The organism is Flammeovirgaceae bacterium (assembly GCA_015180985.1).
GTDB lineage: Bacteria > Bacteroidota > Bacteroidia > Cytophagales > Cyclobacteriaceae > UBA2336.
In genome coordinates, this window is sequence record CP054185.1 from 1,323,452 (window position 1) to 1,345,426 (window position 21,975).

14 protein-coding genes are annotated in these 21,975 nt (G+C 47.5%); 10 read left to right on the top strand and 4 right to left on the bottom strand.

From position 1 onward, the window contains the following. The first annotated feature begins 22 nt into the window (after positions 1 to 22). The 8 genes from lpdA (at position 23) to HRU69_06325 (ending at position 10,612) form a co-directional block, all read left to right on the top strand. A complete protein-coding gene (gene lpdA, locus HRU69_06290) occupies positions 23 to 1,414 on the top strand; it encodes a dihydrolipoyl dehydrogenase (GenBank protein QOI97122.1) in 1,392 nt (463 codons plus the stop codon). Positions 1,415 to 1,938: 524 nt separating this feature from the next. Then, positions 1,939 to 5,415, top strand: a complete 3,477-nt coding sequence (locus tag HRU69_06295; GenBank protein QOI97123.1) for a tetratricopeptide repeat protein — start codon at positions 1,939 to 1,941, stop codon at positions 5,413 to 5,415. A gap of 208 nt (positions 5,416 to 5,623) precedes the next feature. Then, complete coding sequence (locus HRU69_06300) at positions 5,624 to 6,112, top strand: thermonuclease family protein (protein ID QOI97124.1); 489 nt, start codon at positions 5,624 to 5,626, stop codon at positions 6,110 to 6,112. A 129-nt stretch (positions 6,113 to 6,241) separates the two neighbouring features. Beyond that, positions 6,242 to 6,631 carry a hypothetical protein gene (locus HRU69_06305; GenBank protein ID QOI97125.1) on the top strand — a complete coding sequence of 130 codons (390 nt, stop codon included), beginning with the start codon at positions 6,242 to 6,244 and terminating at the stop codon, positions 6,629 to 6,631. 37 nt (positions 6,632 to 6,668) lie between these two features. Then, a complete protein-coding gene (gene deoC, locus HRU69_06310; protein QOI97126.1) occupies positions 6,669 to 7,316 on the top strand; it encodes a deoxyribose-phosphate aldolase in 648 nt (215 codons plus the stop codon). Between the two features lie 14 nt (positions 7,317 to 7,330). Beyond that, positions 7,331 to 8,947, top strand: a complete 1,617-nt coding sequence (locus HRU69_06315) for an NADP-dependent glyceraldehyde-3-phosphate dehydrogenase (GenBank protein ID QOI97127.1) — start codon at positions 7,331 to 7,333, stop codon at positions 8,945 to 8,947. 1 nt (position 8,948) lies between these two features. Beyond that, positions 8,949 to 9,218 (top strand): acylphosphatase, encoded by a 270-nt coding sequence (locus HRU69_06320; GenBank protein QOI97128.1) that lies wholly within the window; start codon positions 8,949 to 8,951, stop codon positions 9,216 to 9,218. Beyond that, a complete protein-coding gene (locus tag HRU69_06325; GenBank protein ID QOI97129.1) occupies positions 9,215 to 10,612 on the top strand; it encodes an MBL fold metallo-hydrolase in 1,398 nt (465 codons plus the stop codon). Before HRU69_06320 ends, HRU69_06325 begins: the two co-directional genes overlap by 4 nt. Before the next feature lie 7 nt (positions 10,613 to 10,619). Here the strand turns inward: HRU69_06325 and HRU69_06330 are convergent, their stop codons facing one another. The 4 genes from HRU69_06330 to HRU69_06345 form a co-directional block, all read right to left on the bottom strand. Then, complete coding sequence (locus tag HRU69_06330; GenBank protein QOI97130.1) at positions 10,620 to 11,123, bottom strand: hypothetical protein; 504 nt, start codon at positions 11,121 to 11,123, stop codon at positions 10,620 to 10,622. A 61-nt stretch (positions 11,124 to 11,184) separates the two neighbouring features. Beyond that, on the bottom strand, positions 11,185 to 12,774 hold the full coding sequence (locus tag HRU69_06335) for an FMN-binding glutamate synthase family protein (protein ID QOI97131.1): 1,590 nt from the start codon (positions 12,772 to 12,774) through the stop codon (positions 11,185 to 11,187). A 57-nt stretch (positions 12,775 to 12,831) separates the two neighbouring features. After that, positions 12,832 to 14,622 carry a hypothetical protein gene (locus tag HRU69_06340; GenBank protein QOI97132.1) on the bottom strand — a complete coding sequence of 597 codons (1,791 nt, stop codon included), beginning with the start codon at positions 14,620 to 14,622 and terminating at the stop codon, positions 12,832 to 12,834. 49 nt (positions 14,623 to 14,671) lie between these two features. After that, positions 14,672 to 17,230, bottom strand: a complete 2,559-nt coding sequence (locus HRU69_06345) for a zinc carboxypeptidase (protein QOI97133.1) — start codon at positions 17,228 to 17,230, stop codon at positions 14,672 to 14,674. Between the two features lie 254 nt (positions 17,231 to 17,484). Between HRU69_06345 and HRU69_06350 the strand changes: the two genes are divergently transcribed. Then, on the top strand, positions 17,485 to 20,874 hold the full coding sequence (locus HRU69_06350; protein ID QOI98844.1) for a TonB-dependent receptor: 3,390 nt from the start codon (positions 17,485 to 17,487) through the stop codon (positions 20,872 to 20,874). A 12-nt stretch (positions 20,875 to 20,886) separates the two neighbouring features. Beyond that, the gene (locus HRU69_06355; GenBank protein ID QOI97134.1) at positions 20,887 to 21,969 is read left to right on the top strand and encodes a DUF4397 domain-containing protein; all 1,083 of its coding nucleotides are present in this window, start codon (positions 20,887 to 20,889) and stop codon (positions 21,967 to 21,969) included. Positions 21,970 to 21,975 lie beyond the last annotated feature (6 nt).

Consider the following 21,975-nt stretch of genomic DNA (forward strand, 5'->3'; position numbering starts at 1 on the left):
CGCACCAAAAATTTTCCTTGCTATGTCAAAATACGATGTCCTTGTAATTGGTTCCGGTCCGGGTGGCTATGTTGCCGCTATTCGTGCTTCGCAATTGGGGTTGAAGGTTGGTGTTGTTGAAAAAGCGGAGTTGGGCGGCATTTGCCTGAACTGGGGTTGTATTCCTACCAAAGCGTTATTAAAAAGCGCCAATGTGTTTGAGTACATCAAACATGCAAAAGACTACGGCATTGAAGTTAAGGATGCTAAACCCGATTTGGCGGGCATGGTAAAGCGCAGCCGCGAGGTGGCAGCAGGCATGAGCAAAGGCATTCAGTTTCTCTTCAAGAAAAACAAAATCGATCACATCGCTGGCTTCGGTAAATTAAAGAAAGGCGGTAAAGTTGAAGTTACCGGCACAGACGGAAAGAAAACTGATTACGAGGCAAAGCATATTATTCTGGCAACGGGCGGCCGTTCGCGCGAATTGCCCGCATTGAAAATTGATGGCAAGAAAATCATCGGCTACCGCGAGGCGATGGTGCTTGAACAACAGCCTAAAAAGATGCTGGTGGTGGGCTCGGGTGCTATTGGGGTTGAGTTTGCGTATTTCTTCAATGCCATTGGTACGGAGGTTACGATCGTTGAGTTTTTACCCAACATTGTACCCGTGGAGGATGTAGAGGTCTCGAAAGCGTTGGAAAAGTCTTTTAAGAAAGCAGGCATTACCATTTACACCAGTTCAGAAGTAATGGCCGTGGATACCAAAGGCAAGGGTTGTGTTTCAACGGTGAAGACACCATCCGGTGAGATAAAAATTGAATCCGATGTGGTGTTGTCGGCCGTGGGTGTTACGGCAAATCTTGAAGGAATAGGACTTGAGGAAATTGGTGTAAAAACCGATAAAGGCAAAGTAGTGGTGGATGAATTTTATAAAACCAATGTACCCGGTGTTTATGCTATTGGCGATATTGTGAAAGGCCAGGCATTGGCCCACGTGGCTTCGGCCGAAGGAATTATTTGCGTTGAGAAAATTGCCGGTCACAACCCCGAACCGCTGGACTACAATAACATTCCCGGATGTACGTACTGCTCGCCCGAAATTGCTTCGGTGGGTTATACCGAAGAGGCCGCGAAGAAGGCGGGGTACCAGGTTAAAGTCGGAAAATTTCCGTTCACCGCATCCGGCAAAGCAAAAGCAGCCGGGGCCCCTGATGGCTTTGTGAAGGTAATATTCGATGCCAAGTATGGCGAGTGGCTGGGCGCTCATTTTATTGGCGCTAACGTTACCGAAATGATTGCCGAAGTGGTTGCGGCCCGGAAACTGGAAACTACCGGTCATGAAATTATTAAAGCGGTTCACCCGCACCCTACCATGAGCGAAGCCGTAATGGAAGCGGCTGCTGCGGCTTATGGCGAAGTAATCCACTTATAGCGGCACATTTTTCCTTGCCTCATTGTTATGGATGTGGCTTCCTTTTTGAGGAGTTCAAGCAACCCCACCTGGCGTAGTTAGGCATAGCACCCGGTGTCAGTTAACCGCAGAAAATATGCGTTTTGACTGCCTTTTCTGATGTTATGAAGAATCGGTTAGGACTATTTAAAGTTTTACTTTAACTTAGCAATCCTTATACACTATGAAAAAGGGAATTTCAGTTAGTGGAGTGTATACCCGCGCAAAGGATTTCGTGATCCTTTTGGCGCTCTCTGCCCTTGCTTTTGTATTGTTGTCAATACTCGATAACCTGGCGCAATGAAGAAAACACTGCCTGTACGTCATTACTTTGGCAGGGCCAGATTGTTCGGCTACCTGATGGTTGCCATTTTTATAGCAATCCTGGGCTATTTCGCCTATTCCTTTTTACGATAAGCTTAAATCTGGTCAGGTTAGTTTTTAAGGCATTTTCAACAATTTGCCAATGCCGGGTTTAATACTTTTGTCCTGCATAGTCTGAAAATATGAAAGCAGGTATAGTTATTTCATTTGTTGTGCTGGCCTGTTCGGCCTTTTCTCAAAAAACAGATTCTGTTCAGCAGGCCCAATACCAGCAGGCATTGCAAAAGTTTTCTGCTAAAGATTACCCCGCGGCCGTAGGTCAGTTTACTCAGCTTATCAATTCCGGCTTTTCCGATAAGGAAGTGTACGTAAAAAGAGGTATTGCCAATTTCTTTCAGAAAGAATACGAAAAAGCCAAGGTTGATTTTGATGAGGCCGCCAAAGCCCGAATAAGTTCGCTTGAGCTGTTTGAATTTCGTGGAAATGCCAAAGCCTATCTTAACGACTACCAGGGGGCGTTAACCGATTTGGAACGGGCCGTCAGTATGGGCGCGGGCAGGGAGGAGACTTTTGTAAACCTGGCTAACATAAAATTCAGAATGGAGAACTACCGGGAGGCTATTACCAACTATGATAAAGCGGTAGCCAAAGGAGTTTACGATGCTGTGGTTTACAACAACCGTGGCAAAGCAAAATTCAACCAGCAGGATTACAAAGGCGCTGTTGCTGATTTTGATAAAGCACTTGAACTTAAACCGGGTTATGACAGAGCTTTGGAAAACAGGGCAGAGGTGCGTTTCCTGCTGAAAGACTGGAAAGGGAGTATTGAAGATTTTGACAAGTTAATCGCATCGGGCCGAAGCGATACGGAGTTTTTTCAGAAGTCCGGTGTGGCAAAATACAACCTGAAAGAGTATGCAGGGGCTGCCGAGGCGCTGAACAAAGTTGTAACCAAAGGCGTAAAGGATAAAGAGGTGTTCGCCATGCTGGGCATAAGCCTGGCCCGCCAGAACGATTGCACCAATGCCATGCGTGCGTTAACAGCCGCAGTATCCATGGGTGCATCCGATAAAGAGGTTTTTAGTTATTTAGGAAAATGCCAGTATCAAAATAAGGAATATGCGGCCGCTATTGAATCATTGAGTCGTGCAATTAACCTGGGCGGTACTGCACCTGACATATTCCTGATGAAGGGCAACGCACTTTTTAATCAGAAGGATTACGACAAAGCGGCAACCGATCTGGAACAGGCGATTGACGGAGGTATAAAAGATGCTGAGGCTTTCAGGAACCTGGGTGACATCCGACTTTTAAAAAATGATTTTACAGGTGCAATAAAGCAGTACGATAATGCCCTTGCGCTGGCTGACAAAGATGCGGTTACGTTTAACAACCGGGGAAAAGCCAAACTGGGCACGAGCGATTTACCCGGTGCAATTGCCGATTTTTCGAAAGCGCTGCAAATCAACCCGGATTATTCCAAAGCGTTGCTTAACCGGGGCACGGCCCGTTTTCAAACGACTGATTTTGCGGGTTGCATTGACGACCTGGAAAAAGCGAAACAAGCTGAAGGGGAAACACCCGAAATCCTGCGGATGACGGCCCTTGCTTACTACCACACAAAACAATTAGACCAGGCAAAAGCAAAACTTGAAACTGCAATTAAAACCGGCCTGAAGGATAGTAAAATCATGCTGTATGCCGGATACCTTCGTTATGAGGGCGGTGATTTTAAAGGAGCCGCAGAAGCATTAACCCAGGCCGAAGCTGGTGGTGAAAAGGAAGATGCCCTTTACATCCGGAGAGGAAAATCGTATGCGCAGTTAAAACAATACCAGCAGGCTGTAGCCGATCTTCAAAAGATTGCTCAGAAAAGCACCGATGACCGCGAAGTGTATGAACTGCTCGGATTAGCCTACGCGGCATTACAGCAGGATAAAGAAGCCTTGCCTGTGCTGGAGAAGGCAGTAACCATGGGCAGTGCCAACAAGGAGGTTTACTACCAACTCGGAAACTTGCGGTTCAAACAAAACAACTTTCAGGGGGCTATTCAGACCTATGATAAAGCCATCACATTAGGGGCTAATGATGAAGTAATTTTCAACAACCGGGGTAAGGCAAAACTTTCGCTTGGCCAGGCGGCAGAGTCAGTTGAAGACTTTAACCGTGCACTTACCCTTCGGAAGGATTATACTACCGCGTTGAAAAACCGCGGAACAGCAAAATTTCAGTTGAATGATTATTCCGCAACAATTGCTGACCTGGTAATTGTTGCTGCAAAAGGCGAAGCCGGCCCGGATGAATTTGGTTTGCTTGGAGTATCCCGTTTTCAGCAAAAGGATTATAAAGCCGCAGTGGCTGATTTAACTAAAGCTATCGAAGCCGGAGGTACCGATTCCCGCTTCTTTGCGGCCCGCGGTCGGAGTTTTTATGAGATGAAGGAATTCGAAAAGGCTATTCCGGATTTAACTAAAGCTATTGAAGCAGGCGTGCGGACAACGGAAATTTACGAAAGCCTGGGGGCCTCACATTTTAATCTGAAGGACTTTAAAAACGCTAGGCCAAACCTGGAACGTGCAGTTGCACTGGGCACGCAAAATGCGCTGACGTATGATATGCTGGGCGTTTGCAACTACGAAGTCCAACGCTATGACGAAGCCTTGAAAAATTTTAACAGCGCCATTGAGAAAGATCCTAAACTGGCCGTTGCCTTTTTCCACCGGGGCGAAGCCCAATTTCAATTGCGCCTGTTGCCCGATGCCATTCAAAGTTATTCGCAAGCGGTTACGCTGGGATTAAAAGAGCCGGTGCTCTATAACAACCGGGGTAAAGCCTACCTGGTACAGGAAAATTACAAAGATGCCATTACCGATTTCTCGTATGCAATAACCCTTAATCCGCAGTTTGCACGGGCTTACGAGAATAGAGGCCAGGCCTGGTTTAACAGCGCCCGGTACGACCAGGCCGCCAAAGATTTTCGCACAGTTGAAAAAATGATGGAAAAGCCGGAGCCAGCATTGTACCAACTGCTTGCCGACAGCTATTACAACATGAAGAACTATGTGGTGGCACTGGAGTATTTCAATAAAATTATTGCCGCTAACAATTCCGATAAAGTGGCTTTGTACAAGCGGGGCCGGGTGCTGTTGGAAACAGAAGATTTTCAGGGAGCCATAAAGGATTTTGAGGCCGCACAGAAAGCAGGCGAAAATTCCGTTCAGTTATACCTTGATAAAGCGCATGCATACCTGAGTCTTGACGACAGCAAGGCAGCCATAGCCGATTTAACCACTGCCATCGGCCTTGATAAGAATAACGCCAACGCTTACTTTAACCGGGGTATGATTCGGGAAGGCATCCAGGATTTTGAAGGAGCTGTTATTGATTATAATCATGTAATCGCCCTGAACCCCGATGATGGACTGGCCTACTACAACCGGGCCACCTGCAAAGCCGAACTGGGTGATGTTGGTGCCGGCATCTCTGATTTGGATGAGGCTATCCGCGTAGAGCCTAAAAATGCCTCGTACTATAAGTTGAGAGGAAATTTTTACTACCAATTACAGGATAAAACCAAGGCCTGTTTCGATTGGCGCAAGGCGGTTGAACTTGGCGATGCCAAAGCCCGCTATCAAATCGATCAGTATTGTAAAAAGTAGTAACTAAAGAATACTCACTCCCTGTTTGGGAATAACTATTCGTGCGGCATGCATAAATTTAGCGCATTCCGGATTTTTTCCCCCCGGCTCAATTTTTGAAATCATCAGTTTTGGTTAAAACCTTACGTGCAATGGGTGGCAGGCCACATCGCACGCCCTGCCCCGAAGCGTTGATTTACTTTTGACTAAACTTTTTAAACTCAGGATTATGAAAACGATCATCACAATCACTGTATTTACCTTCTGCAGCACCTGGTTGTTTGCCAATGAAATTCTGAGCGGCCGGGTGACTTCGGTTATTGACGGAAACACACTGGAAGTTGTAACCGAAACAAACGAATCATACCGTGTGGTGTTGCACGGTATTGATAGCCCTGAGCTGGGCCAGGAATTCGGTGAGGACGCTAAACTTCACCTGGAAAAAATGATTCTGTTAAAGGAGATTGTGGTCGAAATGAAGGGCAAAGATCGGTGGGGTAATTACGTAGCCATTGTTTTTGTGAATGATGTTGACTTGCGTGTTGATTTACTTTCGCGCGGTTTGGCCTGGGCCGCTGAAAAGGGTTCTGTGGCAGCCCTGAAGGATATTGAGAACCGGGCACGAAACAGAAATATCGGATTATGGGAGCAACAAGATCCCACTCCTCCGTGGGTATACCGCAGGCAGCAAAGCATGCTGGCGGCCAAAGGAAGTTAAGACTATTATGTATAATGCCGGGTAACCGGCATTTTTTATCTGTTCAGGTGGCGACTAAACGGCTTTACATGTTCATTTGCCGTATTGCAGGCAATTTTTAGCACGCTTTGTAGTTGTTATCTTTGCATGATGTGGAGGTACTTTTTTATAGTAATAATGCTGTGCGGAAGCCTGAACCTGTTGGCACAAAAGTCAGCGGAACCAGGTAAAAAGAAAAAAAAGGCTCAAAGCAACCAAAGCCAGCCGCAGCCCAGTTCACTGGAGCCTTACTACCCAACAAAAAACTACGAGCCCGAAAAAAAGAAAAGTGATAAAAAATCGGCCGGAAAAATTACGTACGATGCCCGCGACAGATTCTATGATCGAATGGAGCAACTTGCCAGGCAGGAACGCAAGCACGAAAAAGAAATGGCAAAGCCCGAAAATTCCGATCCCATGTATTTCGGGCACAAACGTCCGCCAAAAAAGCGGCCGCCTGAAAAAATGAAATTCTGCAAAGTCTGCGGTATCCGCCATTAACTTTTAATTCGTGTCTTTCTGTTTGTAACTTGGGAGGATGAATATTGCCTCCCGCATTGAACATACCAACCTTTCGCCTACCCTTACCATTCGGGAAATAGATAAACTGGTAACCGATGCCCGTGAATTTGGTTTTTTTGGCATTTGTGTTCCGCCATTCTGGGTAAAACGTGCCAGGCGCGAAATCGGCAGCGATACGATTGCACTGGTAACCGTAGCCGGTTTTCCCTTGGGGTACAACATGACGGAAACCAAACTTGACGAAATCAAGCGTGCAATCGATAACGGAGCCGATGAAGTGGATGTGGTGTGGAATATTTCAGCATTCAAAACGGGCATCCCCTGGACAAAGATTGAACTGGCTAAGTGCGCAAAAGTGCTGCACGATCAACACAAAATTTTAAAGGTTATCATTGAAACCGCGTATCTTTCTGCTGAGGAAATTGTTCAGGCCTGTAAACTATGTGCCGATGCCGGAGCCGATTTCGTTAAAACATCTACCGGTTTTGCTTCGGCCGGTGCAATTGTGGAGCACGTAAGGCTTATGCGCAAATCGCTGCCTGCCGAAGTGGGCATTAAAGCATCCGGTGGGATTAAGACAAGAGCGCAAGCCGTACAACTGATTGAAGCCGGAACTGACAGACTGGGCACTTCATCGGGTATCAGCATTATTCAATCACCATAAAATTGCCACAACACATGCGTGAATTTTTATCCGAAATTTTTCCGGAGGAATCAGCAATCCCCCAATCTCATGCCACTACCTTTCTGGAGCAGCGCGAATACCTGATTAATGGCAAACTTAAAAAGTGGGATGGCCCGCTTAATCCTGTAGTAAGTCCGGTATTTATTAAGACTCCCGAAGGACTTCAGCAAAAAATAATTGGCAAGACACCGTTACTTACAGCTTCGGAAGCGCTCAAGGCGTTAGATGCTGCTGTAGGTGCCTACCAGCTTGGTCACGGAGTATGGCCGGCCATGTCGGTCGGAGACCGTATAGCGCATGTAGAAAAATTTCTGGCAAATATGCGTGAAGTACGAAGCGAAGTGGTGAAACTGCTGATGTGGGAAATCGGAAAATCGCTGAAAGATTCCGAAAAGGAATTTGATCGCACCTGCGATTACATTGTGGATACTATAAAAGCGGTAAAAGAGCTTGACCGCAGTTCGGCTAAGCTTGTTGAAGAGCAGGGATTTATGGCCCAAATCAGACGGGTGCCGCTGGGCGTTGCCCTGTGCATGGGCCCGTTTAACTACCCGCTAAACGAAACCTTCAGCACCTTAATTCCTGCACTGATTATGGGTAACACCGTAGTATTTAAACCGGCCAAGTACGGTGTGCTGCTCATCCGGCCCATGCTCGAAGCCTTCCGCGATAGTTTTCCTCCCGGAGTCATCAATATTATTTATGGCAAGGGCCGTGAAACCGTAGGCGCACTGATGGAAACAGGAAAAATTGATGTGTTTGCGTTTATCGGAACACACAAAGGCGCCAATGAACTGAAGAAACTGCACCCAAAGCCCCATCGGCTTAAATCCATTCTGGGCCTGGATGCCAAAAATCCCGCCATCGTTTTACCCGATGCCGACCTTTCCAATGCAGTAAGCGAATGCATTACCGGTTCGTTGTCATTCAACGGGCAACGATGCACAGCCTTAAAGATATTGTTTGTTCATAAGAAGATCGTTAATGAATTTCTTATTCGCTTTACTGAAGCTGTAAAGAAACTGAAACCCGGGATGCCCTGGGATGAAGGTGTTGGCCTGACGCCCTTGCCTGAGCCCGGCAAAACGGAGTACCTCAACGACCTTGTAAATGATGCAAAGCAGCACGGTGCACGTGTGTTAAATGAAAATGGCGGCCAGGCACTTCATTCATTCTTCTATCCGGCCGTGCTGTTTCCTGTAAATGAAAAAATGAGGGTCTATTCAGAAGAGCAATTTGGACCGGTGGTGCCGGTTGTACCTTTCGAGCGGGAAGAAGAAGCCATCGACTATGTGGTGAACTCAAATTACGGACAACAGGTGAGTATTTTTGGCAATAACAGCAAAACCATTGCCCGCTTTATTGATGCGTTTAACAACCAGGTGGGTCGTATAAACCTCAACACCCAGTCGCAACGAGGTCCTGACACATTTCCGTTTAACGGTCGTAAAGATTCAGCCGAAGGTACCCTATCGGTAGCCGATGCATTACGGGTATTTTCTATTCGTACCGTAGTAGCCACCAAAGCGGTTGATGCCAACAAACAGATTCTTGCCACGATTATCAAGAACCGCGAGTCAGCATTTTTAAGCACCGACTATATCATGTAACATGAAGCATGTCAATTTGCTGGTGATGGGTAAGGTTCAGGGTGTTTTCTTCCGGGCATCCACGCAACGGGTTGCCGGGGAATTAGGGATAACCGGATTGGTAAGGAATGAGCCGGATGGCAATGTGTACATCGAGGCCGAAGGCGAAGAAGGGCGCCTTGAAAAATTTATTGACTGGTGCCGCCAGGGTCCACCCCGTGCCCGTGTTGAACAGGTGCAAATAACTGAATCGGGTCTTAAAAATTACGCAACGTTTAGGGTTGTCCGGTGAATGTACGTGTTAAATTTCTGGGCGGTGCCCAAAGCGTTACCGGCTCACGTTATCTGGTTGAAGCAGGTGATTTCAGGTTTCTGTTCGACTGCGGATTGTTTCAGGGGTTAAAGGATTTACGACTTCGCAACTGGGAGGAGTTTCCGATAAACCCGGTTACAATTAATTGTGTAATTATCAGCCACGCCCATATTGATCACACCGGCTATTTGCCGAAACTGGTTAAGGAAGGATTCAGTGGCCCTGTTTATTGCACCCACCCGACAGCCGACTTAATGGAGATTATGCTCATTGATTCAGCCAAACTGCAGGAAGAAGAAACCGAATACGCCCGTCAGAAGGGATATTCCCGGCACGACATACCCAAACCCCTTTACACCGAAGAAGATGCACAGGCTGTATTTCCCTTGATTAAATCATTCGGTTACAATGAACATGTTAAAGTTAGTAACCATGTTGAATTTATTTTTCGCGATGCCGGGCATTTGCTGGGCTCAGCGATTACGGAAGTCTTTATTAAAGGCGATAACCAGGAAAAGAAAATTGTTTTTTCGGGCGACCTGGGGCGGTATCAAACCGAAATGCTTCATCCGCCTTCCACCATCGAGCAGGCCGATGTGTTGTTTGTTGAATCAACCTATGGTAACAAAGACAACCCAGACGTTGATCCGAAAGTTGACCTGATGCGCATTGCCAATGAAACATTTCAGCGGGGTGGTGTGCTGTTGATACCGGCTTTTGCGGTAGGCCGTACCCAGGGCCTGCTATATCACCTTCGTCAGTTGATGAAAGAAAAAAGAATACCAGATGTGCCGGTGTATATCGACAGCCCCATGGCGATTTCATCAACATACCTCTTTTTTAAGCACCCTAACTTCCTGAAAGAGACTTTTAACCTGAAGGAGTTTGTAAAGGAGGTAGAAACAAATATGCTCGTATTTGTTCGATCAAACGAGCATAGCAAGTCACTGAATGCCATAAAAAAGAATGCCATTATTATTTCATCCAGCGGTATGATGACGGGCGGGCGCGTACTTCACCACTTGTATCATCGCCTTCGCAAAAAAGAAGACACCGTACTGATTGCCGGTTTCCAGGCCGAAGGAACACGCGGCCGCAGGTTGCTGGATGGAGAAAAGGCCGTTAAGATTTTCGGTGAACTGGTGCCGGTTGAATGCACCATTGAATACATCAGTTCCATGAGCGGCCATGCCGATATGCCAGAACTCTTTCGATGGCTGAACGGCTTTAAAGATAAACCGAAAATTACGTTTACAGTCCATGGTGAAGGTGCGGATCTGCACGCATACGCCCAAACCATCGGCACCCGGCTGGGATGGAATGTGGCCGTTCCGCAGTATATGGAAAGTGTTCAGTTGTTTGAAGGGATTTAGCGCAGCGTTAAGCTGATTTTTTCTGAATCCCTTTTTGCGGGTGAATTTTCACCTCAAAGAATCCGGCAGCGACAACCGCGAGCCTTTCGCCAATAAACCGGGCCTCTGCTTCCTGCGGAAAGAATACGGTGAGTTCGAGTACGCCCATCAGAAAATTTTTATGCAGGCACAGTGCTTTTGTCCATTTTTTAAACTCACTTTCCCACTCATACTGATAGCGAACAAAGGGCTCTTCACCGCTGAAGATAAACGTAAGTTGATTGTCGCTGTAATACCGGTAACGGAAAATGCCGGCCAACACCATGTAAAACTCATGGAGTTTTGATGTGTCATCGGATTGATGATGCTGAATGCGCTGAACGGTTTCATCAACAACCCCCAGCGGGTTATGTTGCAACAGGTACTGTACTTTTACAAAATCAACCAGGTAGGCGAGCAGCGGTTTTTCAAGCGAAAGTTGTGCTTCTTCGAGAACGTAGTTCTTATCCTGCGGAAAAAATTTGCGAAGCACCGGCTTGAAGGTTTTACAAAGATAGTAAACCTTTCTGAATCGCCTGCCATGAGGTTATTGCTTACGTGCCGAAGCTTTCGGCTTTCGCACGGTTCAGGTATGATTCAAATTCAATGGGGGCATCGGCACTGTCCAGCAGGCATCCTTCCGGTATGGGCGGATAGATTTCGGCATAGGTCTTTACCATATTCATAAATACCCTGCGGTACACATGGGTACGGTTTATTTCTTCAGGCCGGCTCAGGCCTGCGCACGATAGCAACTCAACAAAACTGCCAACGGTGTTTTTGTGGTAATTCGCTACGCGTTGCTTTTTATCCTCAACAACCAGGCCTTTTGCAAAGTAGGGATCTTGTGTAGCCACACCTGTGGGGCAGGTATTTTTGTTACACTCAAGCGCCTGAATGCAGCCCAGGGCCATCATCATGGCGCGGGCGCAGTTGGTAAAGTCGGCACCGAGGGCCATCGCCCGTACAATGTGAAAGCCGGTGAGGATTTTGCCGGAGCAATCAATCTTAATATGTTCGCGGATGCCGAATCCGCGCAATGCATCATCTACAAATGCAATTGCATCGAGCAACGGCATGCCCACAAAGTTTGAAAATTCGGGAGGGGCGGCACCCGTGCCGCCTTCACCGCCATCTACGGTAATGAAATCGGGGTATGTGTCCAATTGTACCATCGCTTTACAGATGCCGAGGAATTCACTCTTCCGCCCGATACACAGTTTAAAGCCAACAGGCTTTCCACCGGAGAGTTCGCGCAGCTGTTTTACAAACTGAATAAGTCCGATGGGGGAGTTAAATGCACTGTGGTAAGGTGGCGAAAATACCGTGGTGCCGGGCTTAACACCACGGATGGCGGCAATTTCGGGTGTATTCTTTTTAGCAGGGAGTATGCCGCCATGCCCGGGTTTTGCGCCCTGCGATAATTTTATTTCGATCATTTTTACTTCGGGTCGCAGCGCATTTTTTTGAAACGCTTCAGGAGAAAAATTTCCGTGTTCATCGCGGGCTCCAAAATATCCGGTGCCAATTTGCCAGATTAAATCACCGCCATATTTCAGGTGGTGCGGGCTGATACCGCCTTCGCCTGTGTTGTGGGCAAATCCACCGATTTTTGCACCTGCATTAAGTGCCTCTACCGCATTGCCGCTCAGTGAACCAAAACTCATGGCCGAAATATTCATTACGCTGGCCTCGTAGGGCTGCTTGCAGTCTTTGTTGCCAACCCGTACGCGCGGGTTGTGATCAATTTTATTGTGATCAAGCGGACACACCGAGTGTGTCATCCATTCATAGCCTTCGGCATACACGTTTAACTGGGTGCCGAAAGGAATGGTATCGATTTGTTTTTTAGCTCGCTGGTAAATAACGGAGCGCTCAATGCGGTTGATGGGTGCGCCATCGGTATCCGATTCAACAAAATATTGCTGGATCTTCGGGCGCATGTCTTCAAACACATAGCGCAGTCGCCCCAGGATGGGGAAGTTGCGCCTGATGGCCTGGCGCTTCTGAAGCATATCGGCAATACCCATGTAAATCAGAGGCCCGACAATAACAAATAACAGGAGCACATCAATCCAGAAGTAACTCCACACCAGTAATAAAGCAGTAACCAGTATGCTTGAAACAATAAATAACTTTCTCATAGCGGGTTCGGTAAGGCTAACAAGTTATGCGCTGGAGCGGAAAACCACAAGCGGATTTTAATTGTACCGGATAAATGCAGGCTTTTTAACAAACCCGGCACTATACTTTACCTGCAGGTTGGAGGATAATGTTATCCGGAAATGCGAGAGATCCTCAACAACTACCGGGAAGTAATAACACCTTAGTTCAATGGTTCCGAATACCAGGTTTTCGTTTCGGGTACGAATGCCACCGCCTAAAGCAAAATAGGCTTGCTGCCTAAACAGGTTTTGATTTTGTGGGGCAATCAAGGCCGCATCAGCAAAAAGTATGGGCGCAATACGAAAACCCAATATGGAAAGCGGTGTAAACAATACACTTTCTGCATGGATGCCGAGGCGTTTATTGCCCAACAGGCTGTCGGCACGGAATTGTTTAAGTCCGAATTCGCTGGTTATCTGTAACGGAAATATAATTGCCGGTTTAAGGATGGTGGTGTACGTAGCCGCGAGGCTGTGGCGTAGTTTAAATCGCTTCATGTCGATGATGCGGCTAAACATCGAGGCATTGGCCAGCAGCAAAACATCTTCAACTCTGTCGTTAAAATAAAAGCCACCGGCACTTAATGTAAATGAATAGAAGTCGCCATTTTTTTGAACAAATGATTTTATCAGCTCGGCACCCAGGTACGGGCGGTTGCGCCCCAGTTGGCTTACCTTTCCGGCTAACAGCGTAAGCTGCCTGCCGTAAGGGATGTCTTCGGTGCGCCCGAAACCATAGATATAGCGTGTTTTATAAAAATTTTGATTAAAAAAGGAAACCTCACCCAATACAAATGATTTGTTATTATAGAGCGGATTATCCTGCTCCACGGCTTGCCAGGGCTTATCGCTAAAATGTTGTTTAAAAGAACGCAAGGCAACAAAATGCCGGTTGCGGTTCTTCATTCTGTTTTTAACTCCGATGTTATAACCAATCCACAGATCACGAATGCCGTATTGGTATTCGCGGAAATCGGTTGCCGGTTTATTAAAGGCATTGACAGACCAATTCTGACTGAACTCGATACCTCCCGCCATGCGGGTATAGGGCGACACTAATGGACGGTCGAGCCGTAAAAAAACAGCGTTTTCGTTTTCCAGCCCAAGGCTTGAGCCGTTGTTCAGTTGAGTGTACGAAACGGTAGCGTTAATGAATGTTCCGCCCACACTATTCTTTGAATACAGAAATTGTGTTCCGAGGGTCGGGTCGCGGTCGGCATCATACAGGGCGTTTAGTTCGATCCGTTGCCCTAAACCACCCAGGTTGGCATCGTAAATGCCAAACCGGTACCTATCGGTTGACGAAGGCGTGAAACTTCCACCCAGGCTGAATACATCCCGGGTAACAACAAGTACATCCACAGAATCGCGGGTTCTCCGTACCGGCCGTACCAGGATGGTTGCATCGAGAATGAAATCCAGATCACGCAGATGCCGCTCATTGTCAGCCAGTTTGTAGGGGTCTAAGGGCTTTTTTTCTTTAAAGAACAAATTATCTTTTATGACCTGAACACGCGTATTGGTGTGCAGGCTGTTGGCTATGCGTGTAATGTCGTTAGCGATTTTTCGTTTGGTCGTGTCGTAAATGCTTCGTTCAAAACCGATTTTCTGTATTATGATTTTACGAATGATTCGGCCCTGGTAGGGCATAAAAGCCTGCTCGCTTTTCTGATTGATGGTGGTATCTTTTTCGTTGGTGGTTATGCTGCGAATTATCTTTCGCGATATTTTATTTTCAGCCAGACCGTTCCTTCCATTGGGGTTTTGAGCCCAGCCGTTAAGAGCAGTAAAAATCAGCGTGATAAGGATTACGTCCAGCCTGCGCATACACTATGTGCAAACTGCAAATTAAACCCTGAATTTTCAGAACGTACTACTATCGGGCAGCTGCCTCGTTCAGCAGGTTTCCATAAAATACGGCATTGGTAAATAGTTTAGTGGTTCCGAACCAAAACGCCCTGAACGCCAGATTATCAGTAAAGCCAATTACGCGGCCACGGCCCAGGGCCGTAAAGCCGGCCATTGAACTGTTTTTGAGCTTGCTGTAATTCGGGTTGGAGATGTAGCCGCTCAGTAATGGAGAGGATCCGTAAACCACCGGATTACCGTACGGATTTTTTGATTTCTCCATAAACAGGTTGTTGTCTTTAAACACCGGGATCTTGGTGCCGGTGTACCCGTACAGCAACGGATTGGATAAATCAACTGTAGCTTCAAAAATTGCCCCCGGGCTCTGTTGGGCGCCCCGGTACTCTTCAATATCGGCATAGGCCCGGGTTTGCTCTGTTTTTTTATCGGAAGCTTCATCTTTTTTCAAGTCGAACTTTCCAAGCCCGGCTGTGGTAAGCCAGGTAAGGGCATTGTCAAAACCAATGATTACTCCGCCATTCTGCACCCAGGTTTTCAGCCGTTCTTTGGTGGCATCGGTTATGCCGGAGTAGTTGCCGGCCGAAAAAATGATGGTGTTGTAGCGATTTAAGTTGGTGCGGTTCAGTACGTCAACAGGCAGCGCGGTTACCGGCATGTGCATGCGTACATCCATCAGGTGCCAGAGTTCTCCGGCATCATTGGCACTAACGCCATCGCCAACCAGCAGGGCAATTTCCGGCTTGCGTAAAACCTGGAAGGTACCGCTTCCGAGACTCACCCCTTTATAATCCAGACCGGTGTTAAACGAGTACACGTCAATCCCATCTTTTTCAATTATTTCCCTGATGTGGTATTGCAGTTGATCGGCTACCTTGCCCTGGTCGGCAACTGTAACCAACAAAGAGCCGCGCTCAAACTTTTTGCCGGATGGATGGTAGAACGGGTCGGTGGCTACTTTTACCCGGATGCCGTTTTGCAGCAGGCGATTTACCGCACGGGGTGTATAGTAACCGTAGGCCTCGAACACATAAGCATATTGTGCCACTTCGCCAACGAGTTTGCCGGCCGGCATTTTTAGTTCCGTGAGCTTCTGCCCCAACGCGGGCGCCACTTTTAATTCTTCATAGTCCATACCGAAGGCCAGGGGCAGCGTCCAGGTAGAGATGTCGTAAAAAATACTGTCTTTGAATTGGGTTCGCTTTTCTGTCATGCCTTTAATGAGCTTGTATTGAGGCTGATTGAGCGGCACAACAAAACCGGATTCAGCATCGAAATTTTTTCCGTTGATGGTTTGCGATGAGGGCAGTGTATATACATCAATTTGCTGGTGCATCATTATCTCGGCCAGGTGGTAGGCCCTTGCCTTATCCTTCGATCCGAACACAATTGCCTTCACCGGATCTTTGGCGGCTTCGGTTACTGCATTTTTGAAAAACTCGCGCTGGTGGGTTAACAGGTCTTCGCGCAAGGCATTCACTGCTTTCAGGGTGCTGAGGGCCGTAGTGAACTGGTTACGCACGGTAAAAGCAAAATGAAGAACACCGTTTACACTTTCCTGGGCATGCCCGCGCGAGCTGGCCTGTTCAAATAAGATGCCGATGGCACCCTGAACATCCGGAAAGGTTGAGCCTTTGCCATAATAAAAATCGTCATAGCCTTCCTGGGTGTAATAAAATGAACCAATATTATCAAGCGCTTTGGCATGGAACTCACCGATTTTTCGAGTCAGTTCCTGATTCTTTTCAGGCGTGAGCGGATGTACCCGCGAAGGCACACCGGGTTGAAAGAAAAAGGTGGCATTGGTACCCATTTCATGATGATCGGTAAGCACGTTGGGCTTCCATTGGTGGAATTTTTTAATACGGGCCTGCGACTCGGGCTGCTGGGCTACGAGCCAGTCGCGGTTCAAATCAAACCAGTAGTGGTTGGTTCTTCCGCCTGGCCAGGGCTCATTGTGCTCCATATCGGCCGGGTCGGCTGAAATGACTTTGCTTTTGCGCGAATTAACCCAACTGCTAAAGCGGTGAAGCCCATCGGGATTGAAACTCGGATCGAACAAAATGATCGTGTTGGTCAGGTACTCTTCAATTTCTTTTCCCTCGGCTGCAGCCAGATGATAAGCAGCCAGCAATGCCGCGTTGCTTCCACTGGCTTCGTTGCCGTGAATGCTGAAGCCCATGTAGAATACGGCCGGCATGGATTTTATATCCAGATTTCCGGAACGGGATGGGTCGGTGAGTTGCAGATGCTGGTTGCGAATGGCTTCAATGTTCTGGTGGTTTTTCGGACTGGTAACAGTAAGCAGCAGCAGCGGCCGTGCTTCATGGGTGTAGCCCGTAACTTCAAGGGTAATCCTATCCGAAGCCCCGTCCAGTGCATACATGTAGTTTACCAGGCGGTCGTGGCTGATGTGCCATTCGCCCACCTCATGCCCGATAACCGATTGAGGGGTGGGTATGGCCGGGTTATAGGTAACGCCTTCGGGCAGGTAGTACGATAAACTCGGTTGGGCCTGAGCGGTATTGATTACCAGGCCAAGCAGCAGCAGGAAGGGCAGGGTTTTCATACGATTAGAGTTAAAATCAAAGAGAATTATTAACTCAGTATTAAACAAGCAGATAGGTAATTTTTATGCGAGTGGCTATTTAAGCGGTGTTACTTTTTTGTAAACAAAATGTGGAAAGAATTAAAGGTGCAGTAAACGCACATGCCACCCAAACGGATATTTTTGAAGGCTTTTTATACAACTAACTAAACCAAGTATTTATGAGGAGAATTTTACTACTCGCAGCCTTTGGCCTTCTGGCTCTGACGGGAGCCATGGGGCAAGGGGTAACTACGGCATCGATGACCGGTGTTGTTAAAGACACAAAGGGCGAAGCTATTCCGGGTGCCAACGTGGTAGCCATTCACACGCCTTCGGGTACGCAATATGGTGCAGCTACACGTGCCGATGGCTATTACAACTTTCCGGCTATGCGTGTTGGAGGCCCCTATACTGTTACAGTAACCTTTGTAGGTTACAAAGAGCAGAAAGAGGAAAACGTGTACCTGCAGCTTGGCCAAACACTTGTACTCAGTTTTGTGCTGTTGGATGAAGCTACCGAGCTATCGGAAGTTGTGGTTACGGCTACCAAAGACCCGGTGTTAAACTCCGATAAAATTGGTGCCTCCTCAAACTTCAACACCAATGACATTCAACGACTTCCATCCATTGGTCGTGATTTTCGTGATATTACCCGGTTAACACCTCAGGCGGGCGGTAGTTCCTTCTCCTTTGGTGGAAGAAGTAACCTTTACAATAACCTGACAATTGATGGTGCAACCGTAAATAACGTTTTTGGTCTTAATCCACTACCTGCCGGCCAGTCGAACACAACCCCGTTTAGTTTAGATGCCATCCAGGAGATGACGGTTTCACTTTCTCCTTACGATGTTCGCCAGGGTAATTTTACCGGTGCCGGAATAAGTGCGGTTACCCGTAGTGGAACAAATGATTATAGTGGCTCGGTATATTATTTTTTCCGCAATGAAGGAATGGCCGGAAAGAAAGTGGACGGCCAGGAAATACCTGTTCCGGACTTTAAAAATCAAAACTATGGAGTGCGGGTTGGGGGTCCTATCATTAAAGATAAGGCCTTTTTCTTTGCTAATATCGAGTGGGAAAAACGTACCGAACCATTTTATACCAACCCCGTACGGGCCAACAGCAGTGAATCAACGGTTGGGAAGACACAGGCAACCGATGACAATGATCCGGAAACGGGGTTAGCCGGTTTGCGTGATTTTCTAATCAACAACTACGGCTACGATCCAGGCGTGTACAAAAATTTTAACCGTGAAACAAATAGTTTACGTTATGTTGTACGGCTGGATTACAACCTAAGTCAGAATCATAAATTAACTGTTCGCGGCAATGCTACTAACGCATTTCAAGATCAACCACCAAGCACATCGGGGGGCTTTGTTGGAGGTCCTCCTGGTGGTCGTGGTAACAACAATAACGTGTTGTCGTTCTCATCTTCTTACTACCGCATCAACAATAATCAATACTCTATTACGGCCGAATTGAACTCGGTGCTCGGTGAAGGCAAGTATTCTAACAATCTTGTGGTTGGTTATAGTGCATTCCGCGATTTCCGCGAAAATGCTGGGGGTAAACCAGTGCCCGATTTCCCGCTGGTGGATATTATCGGACCGAACGGACAGAACATGACTTCCTTTGGGCCCGACCCGTTTACCAAAAATAACCTGCTCAACCAGGATGTTATCCAGATAAACGACAACTTCTCGATTTATAAGAAGAACCATGTTATTACACTGGGTACGGCCAATGAACTTTATAAATTCAAAAACCGGTTTACGGCTATTGTAAATGGTGTTTACCGCTATAACAGCCTTGCTGATTTTTATGCCGATGCTAACCCGGCAACAACAGCCACGGCCCGGCCTTCGCAATACACCATACAATACATTGCCGTACCTGGCGGTGCCGATGCTTCGGCAGTTGAGTGGTCAGCGCTTCAACTTGGCTTCTTTGTTCAGGATGAATACACCGGGATTAACAAAGTGAAAATAACAGGAGGATTGCGGGTTGATATACCCACCTACCTTACAGACCTGCCCGTTAACAATTATGTAAACAGGCTAGATTTTAATGGTGAGCAATTGCGTGTAGGTGGTTGGCCCGAAGTACGGCCGCTCTGGTCGCCACGCGTGGGTATCAATTGGGATGTTAAAGGCGACCGCTCTACCCAGGTGCGTGGCGGTACCGGTGTGCTTACAGGCCGTGTTCCGTTTGTGTGGCTTTCAAACGCTGTTAGCAATAACGGATTATATTTTGGCCAGTTTAACTCAACAGCCGTTCCGTTTGATGTAACCGGTGATGGATTTCCCTATAATTTCTCTACAACTCCCTATGTTGCTTCACCCGAGCAGTTTGCTGATCTGAATGCCGGTATGCCGGCCTTGATTACCAATCCGCTTGACAGGAATTTTGGCCGACCTTCGGTTGTTGCCGGCATCAATACGCTTGCGAAAAATTTCCGGTTCCCGCAGGTGTGGCGAAGCAACTTGGCAGTTGATCAGAAACTGCCTTTCGGTATTGTTGGAACGCTTGAGTTCATTTTAACCAAAGACATCAATGCCGTATTCATCCGCGATGCCAACATTGCACCGGCCGTGGCTAAGCTGAATGGTGACGGCCGTCCGCTTTTCGGTGCGGTGCCGGCTAACACCACTTTCGACAGAGCCATTATTGCCAACGACAGGCGCGTGCAGGGTGATGTGAGCCAGGCCTTGGTGCTTGATAATACCAATAAAGGACATCAATGGAGCGTAACCACTCAGTTCAGGAAGCGATTCTCCAGAGATTTTGAACTTTCAGTTGCCTATACCTACACCGATGCTCGTGAGGTTAACCCGCAAAGTGCATCTACTGCCGGAAGCATTTTCAGTTCGCAGGCGCATGTTAATGGTCCTAACAACCCTGAGCTTTCGTATGCCGGAACACTCACCCCTCACCGTGTAATTGCTTACGGGTCGTATCGTAAAGAATACGCGCAACACTTTGCTTCAACAATAGGATTCAGCCTGGAGGCTCGCTCCGGAAATAATTTCTCGTACACCTATCAGGGCGATCCGAACAGCGATGGTATTGCCGGTAATGATTTAATTTATATACCGCGCAACCAATCGGAAATTGTGTTAAGCACCGGCAGCGCCAACGATACCCGTTCGCTGGACGAAATATGGACCCAACTGGATAATTACATTAAACAGGATAAATACCTGAATAGCCGCAGAGGTCAGTTTGCTGAACGTAATGGAACGCTGTCGCCATGGGTGAATTATCTGAGCCTTAATTTCTTGCAAGACTTTTACATTGATGCCGGTGGCAGAAGACACACCTTGCAGCTTTCAGCAAACATTGAGAACTTCCTGAACCTGCTTAACTCAGAATGGGGTCTGATTAAGAATCCGGCCCGCACCCAGTTAATCCGCTTCCTCGGTTACGAGTCTCCTCACACAGCCGGAACAGTAACTGCACCGGTTGATGGTAACGGTAACCCGTGGACAGCTACAACCGGAAAACCTGTGTACACTTTTGACACAAATGCAGATGGTACAGCCCTTAGTGAATCGTACATCCCGTTGCAAACCGTAGGCGGCAGGTGGCAGTTACAGTTCGGTATCCGTTACATCTTTTAAGCGTTACAGTTTATGAAAACAGTTATGAGAAAATATATGAATATGAGGAATGTGGCCCGAGCAGGAGCCATTTTGCTGGTAGCCTTTTGGGCCTGCGAAGATCCGGAATACATTACCGCGGTTCCCAATCCGCAGCCTTCGGGTTTTTCGGCCAACTTTTTATTTGTGAATGCGGCCCCCGATGCCCCTTCGCTTGATATGTATATTAACAATGTTAAAACCGGTACAAGCGCTGCTTTTGGCGCAGGACAAACCGGCTATACCAATGTGCAAATTACCTCGGGAGGTGCCGGTGGCTTTACGGCCAATACAAACATCCGGGCCAAGGCGTCTTCAGGAACAATTGGAGGTGTGTTGGGTTCGAGCGATGTGATTTACCGTGCCGGCAATAACAACACCAACAATTTTGCAGCCATTAACGGAGCCCGTTATACGCTCTTTGCGCTGGATACCATTTCGAGGCCTAAGCCGGTACGTAAGCTTAACGCCTCCAATTTTGGCGACACCACATTTTTTAACCCGTTAACCGGAACGTACATTTCTGTGGTTGAAAAGGCAGCACTTCCTCCGGCACAAAGAGCCAAGGTGGTGCCTATTGGAGTTGTTCCGTTGGGAGCAAGCGACCCGGGTGGTGTGCGGTTTTACCTGTTGCGCGACAACTACCCTGCATTTACATCTCCCAACACCACACAATCGGCAATCCGCCTGGTACAGGCATCGCCACGAAATTATACCGAGCCGCTTTGGGTGCGGTTAAATCCTGTCTCAACGGGTTCAATCATTTCACTTGGCACAAGCGTTCCTTACATTCTGAGTTTTGCTAATCCTAACGGTACCGCAAACTTCACTCCTTCGGTTGGTTCAAGAACTGTTACAGGAACCGGTATTAATTTTACCTTGCAGAATACCAACATTGCCAGTGTTCCAAATGATTACCGGATAGAGGTTTCGAAAGACGCAGGATTTACCCAAATTATTTACACCAGCGATCCGGTGCAGTTTCTGCTCGATAAGGTGTACACCGTTGTAATCCGTGGCGTTGAGGGTGGCACAGGAAACCGTGCGCTCGGTGCTACTGTTGTTCAACACAATTAATCTGAA

What these genes read in the sequence shown, in the direction of transcription:
- HRU69_06350 (QOI98844.1), top strand. Translation starts at nt 17,485, where the DNA reads ATGGGGCAAGGGGTAACTACGGCATCGATGACCGGTGTTGTTAAAGAC.
- HRU69_06305 (QOI97125.1), top strand. Translation starts at nt 6,242, where the DNA reads ATGTGGAGGTACTTTTTTATAGTAATAATGCTGTGCGGAAGCCTGAAC.
- HRU69_06340 (QOI97132.1), bottom strand. Translation starts at nt 14,622, where the DNA reads ATGCGCAGGCTGGACGTAATCCTTATCACGCTGATTTTTACTGCTCTT.
- HRU69_06320 (QOI97128.1), top strand. Translation starts at nt 8,949, where the DNA reads ATGAAGCATGTCAATTTGCTGGTGATGGGTAAGGTTCAGGGTGTTTTC.
- HRU69_06345 (QOI97133.1), bottom strand. Translation starts at nt 17,230, where the DNA reads ATGAAAACCCTGCCCTTCCTGCTGCTGCTTGGCCTGGTAATCAATACC.
- deoC (QOI97126.1), top strand. Translation starts at nt 6,669, where the DNA reads ATGAATATTGCCTCCCGCATTGAACATACCAACCTTTCGCCTACCCTT.
- HRU69_06315 (QOI97127.1), top strand. Translation starts at nt 7,331, where the DNA reads ATGCGTGAATTTTTATCCGAAATTTTTCCGGAGGAATCAGCAATCCCC.
- HRU69_06295 (QOI97123.1), top strand. Translation starts at nt 1,939, where the DNA reads ATGAAAGCAGGTATAGTTATTTCATTTGTTGTGCTGGCCTGTTCGGCC.
- HRU69_06335 (QOI97131.1), bottom strand. Translation starts at nt 12,774, where the DNA reads ATGAGAAAGTTATTTATTGTTTCAAGCATACTGGTTACTGCTTTATTA.
- HRU69_06355 (QOI97134.1), top strand. Translation starts at nt 20,887, where the DNA reads ATGAAAACAGTTATGAGAAAATATATGAATATGAGGAATGTGGCCCGA.
- lpdA (QOI97122.1), top strand. Translation starts at nt 23, where the DNA reads ATGTCAAAATACGATGTCCTTGTAATTGGTTCCGGTCCGGGTGGCTAT.
- HRU69_06300 (QOI97124.1), top strand. Translation starts at nt 5,624, where the DNA reads ATGAAAACGATCATCACAATCACTGTATTTACCTTCTGCAGCACCTGG.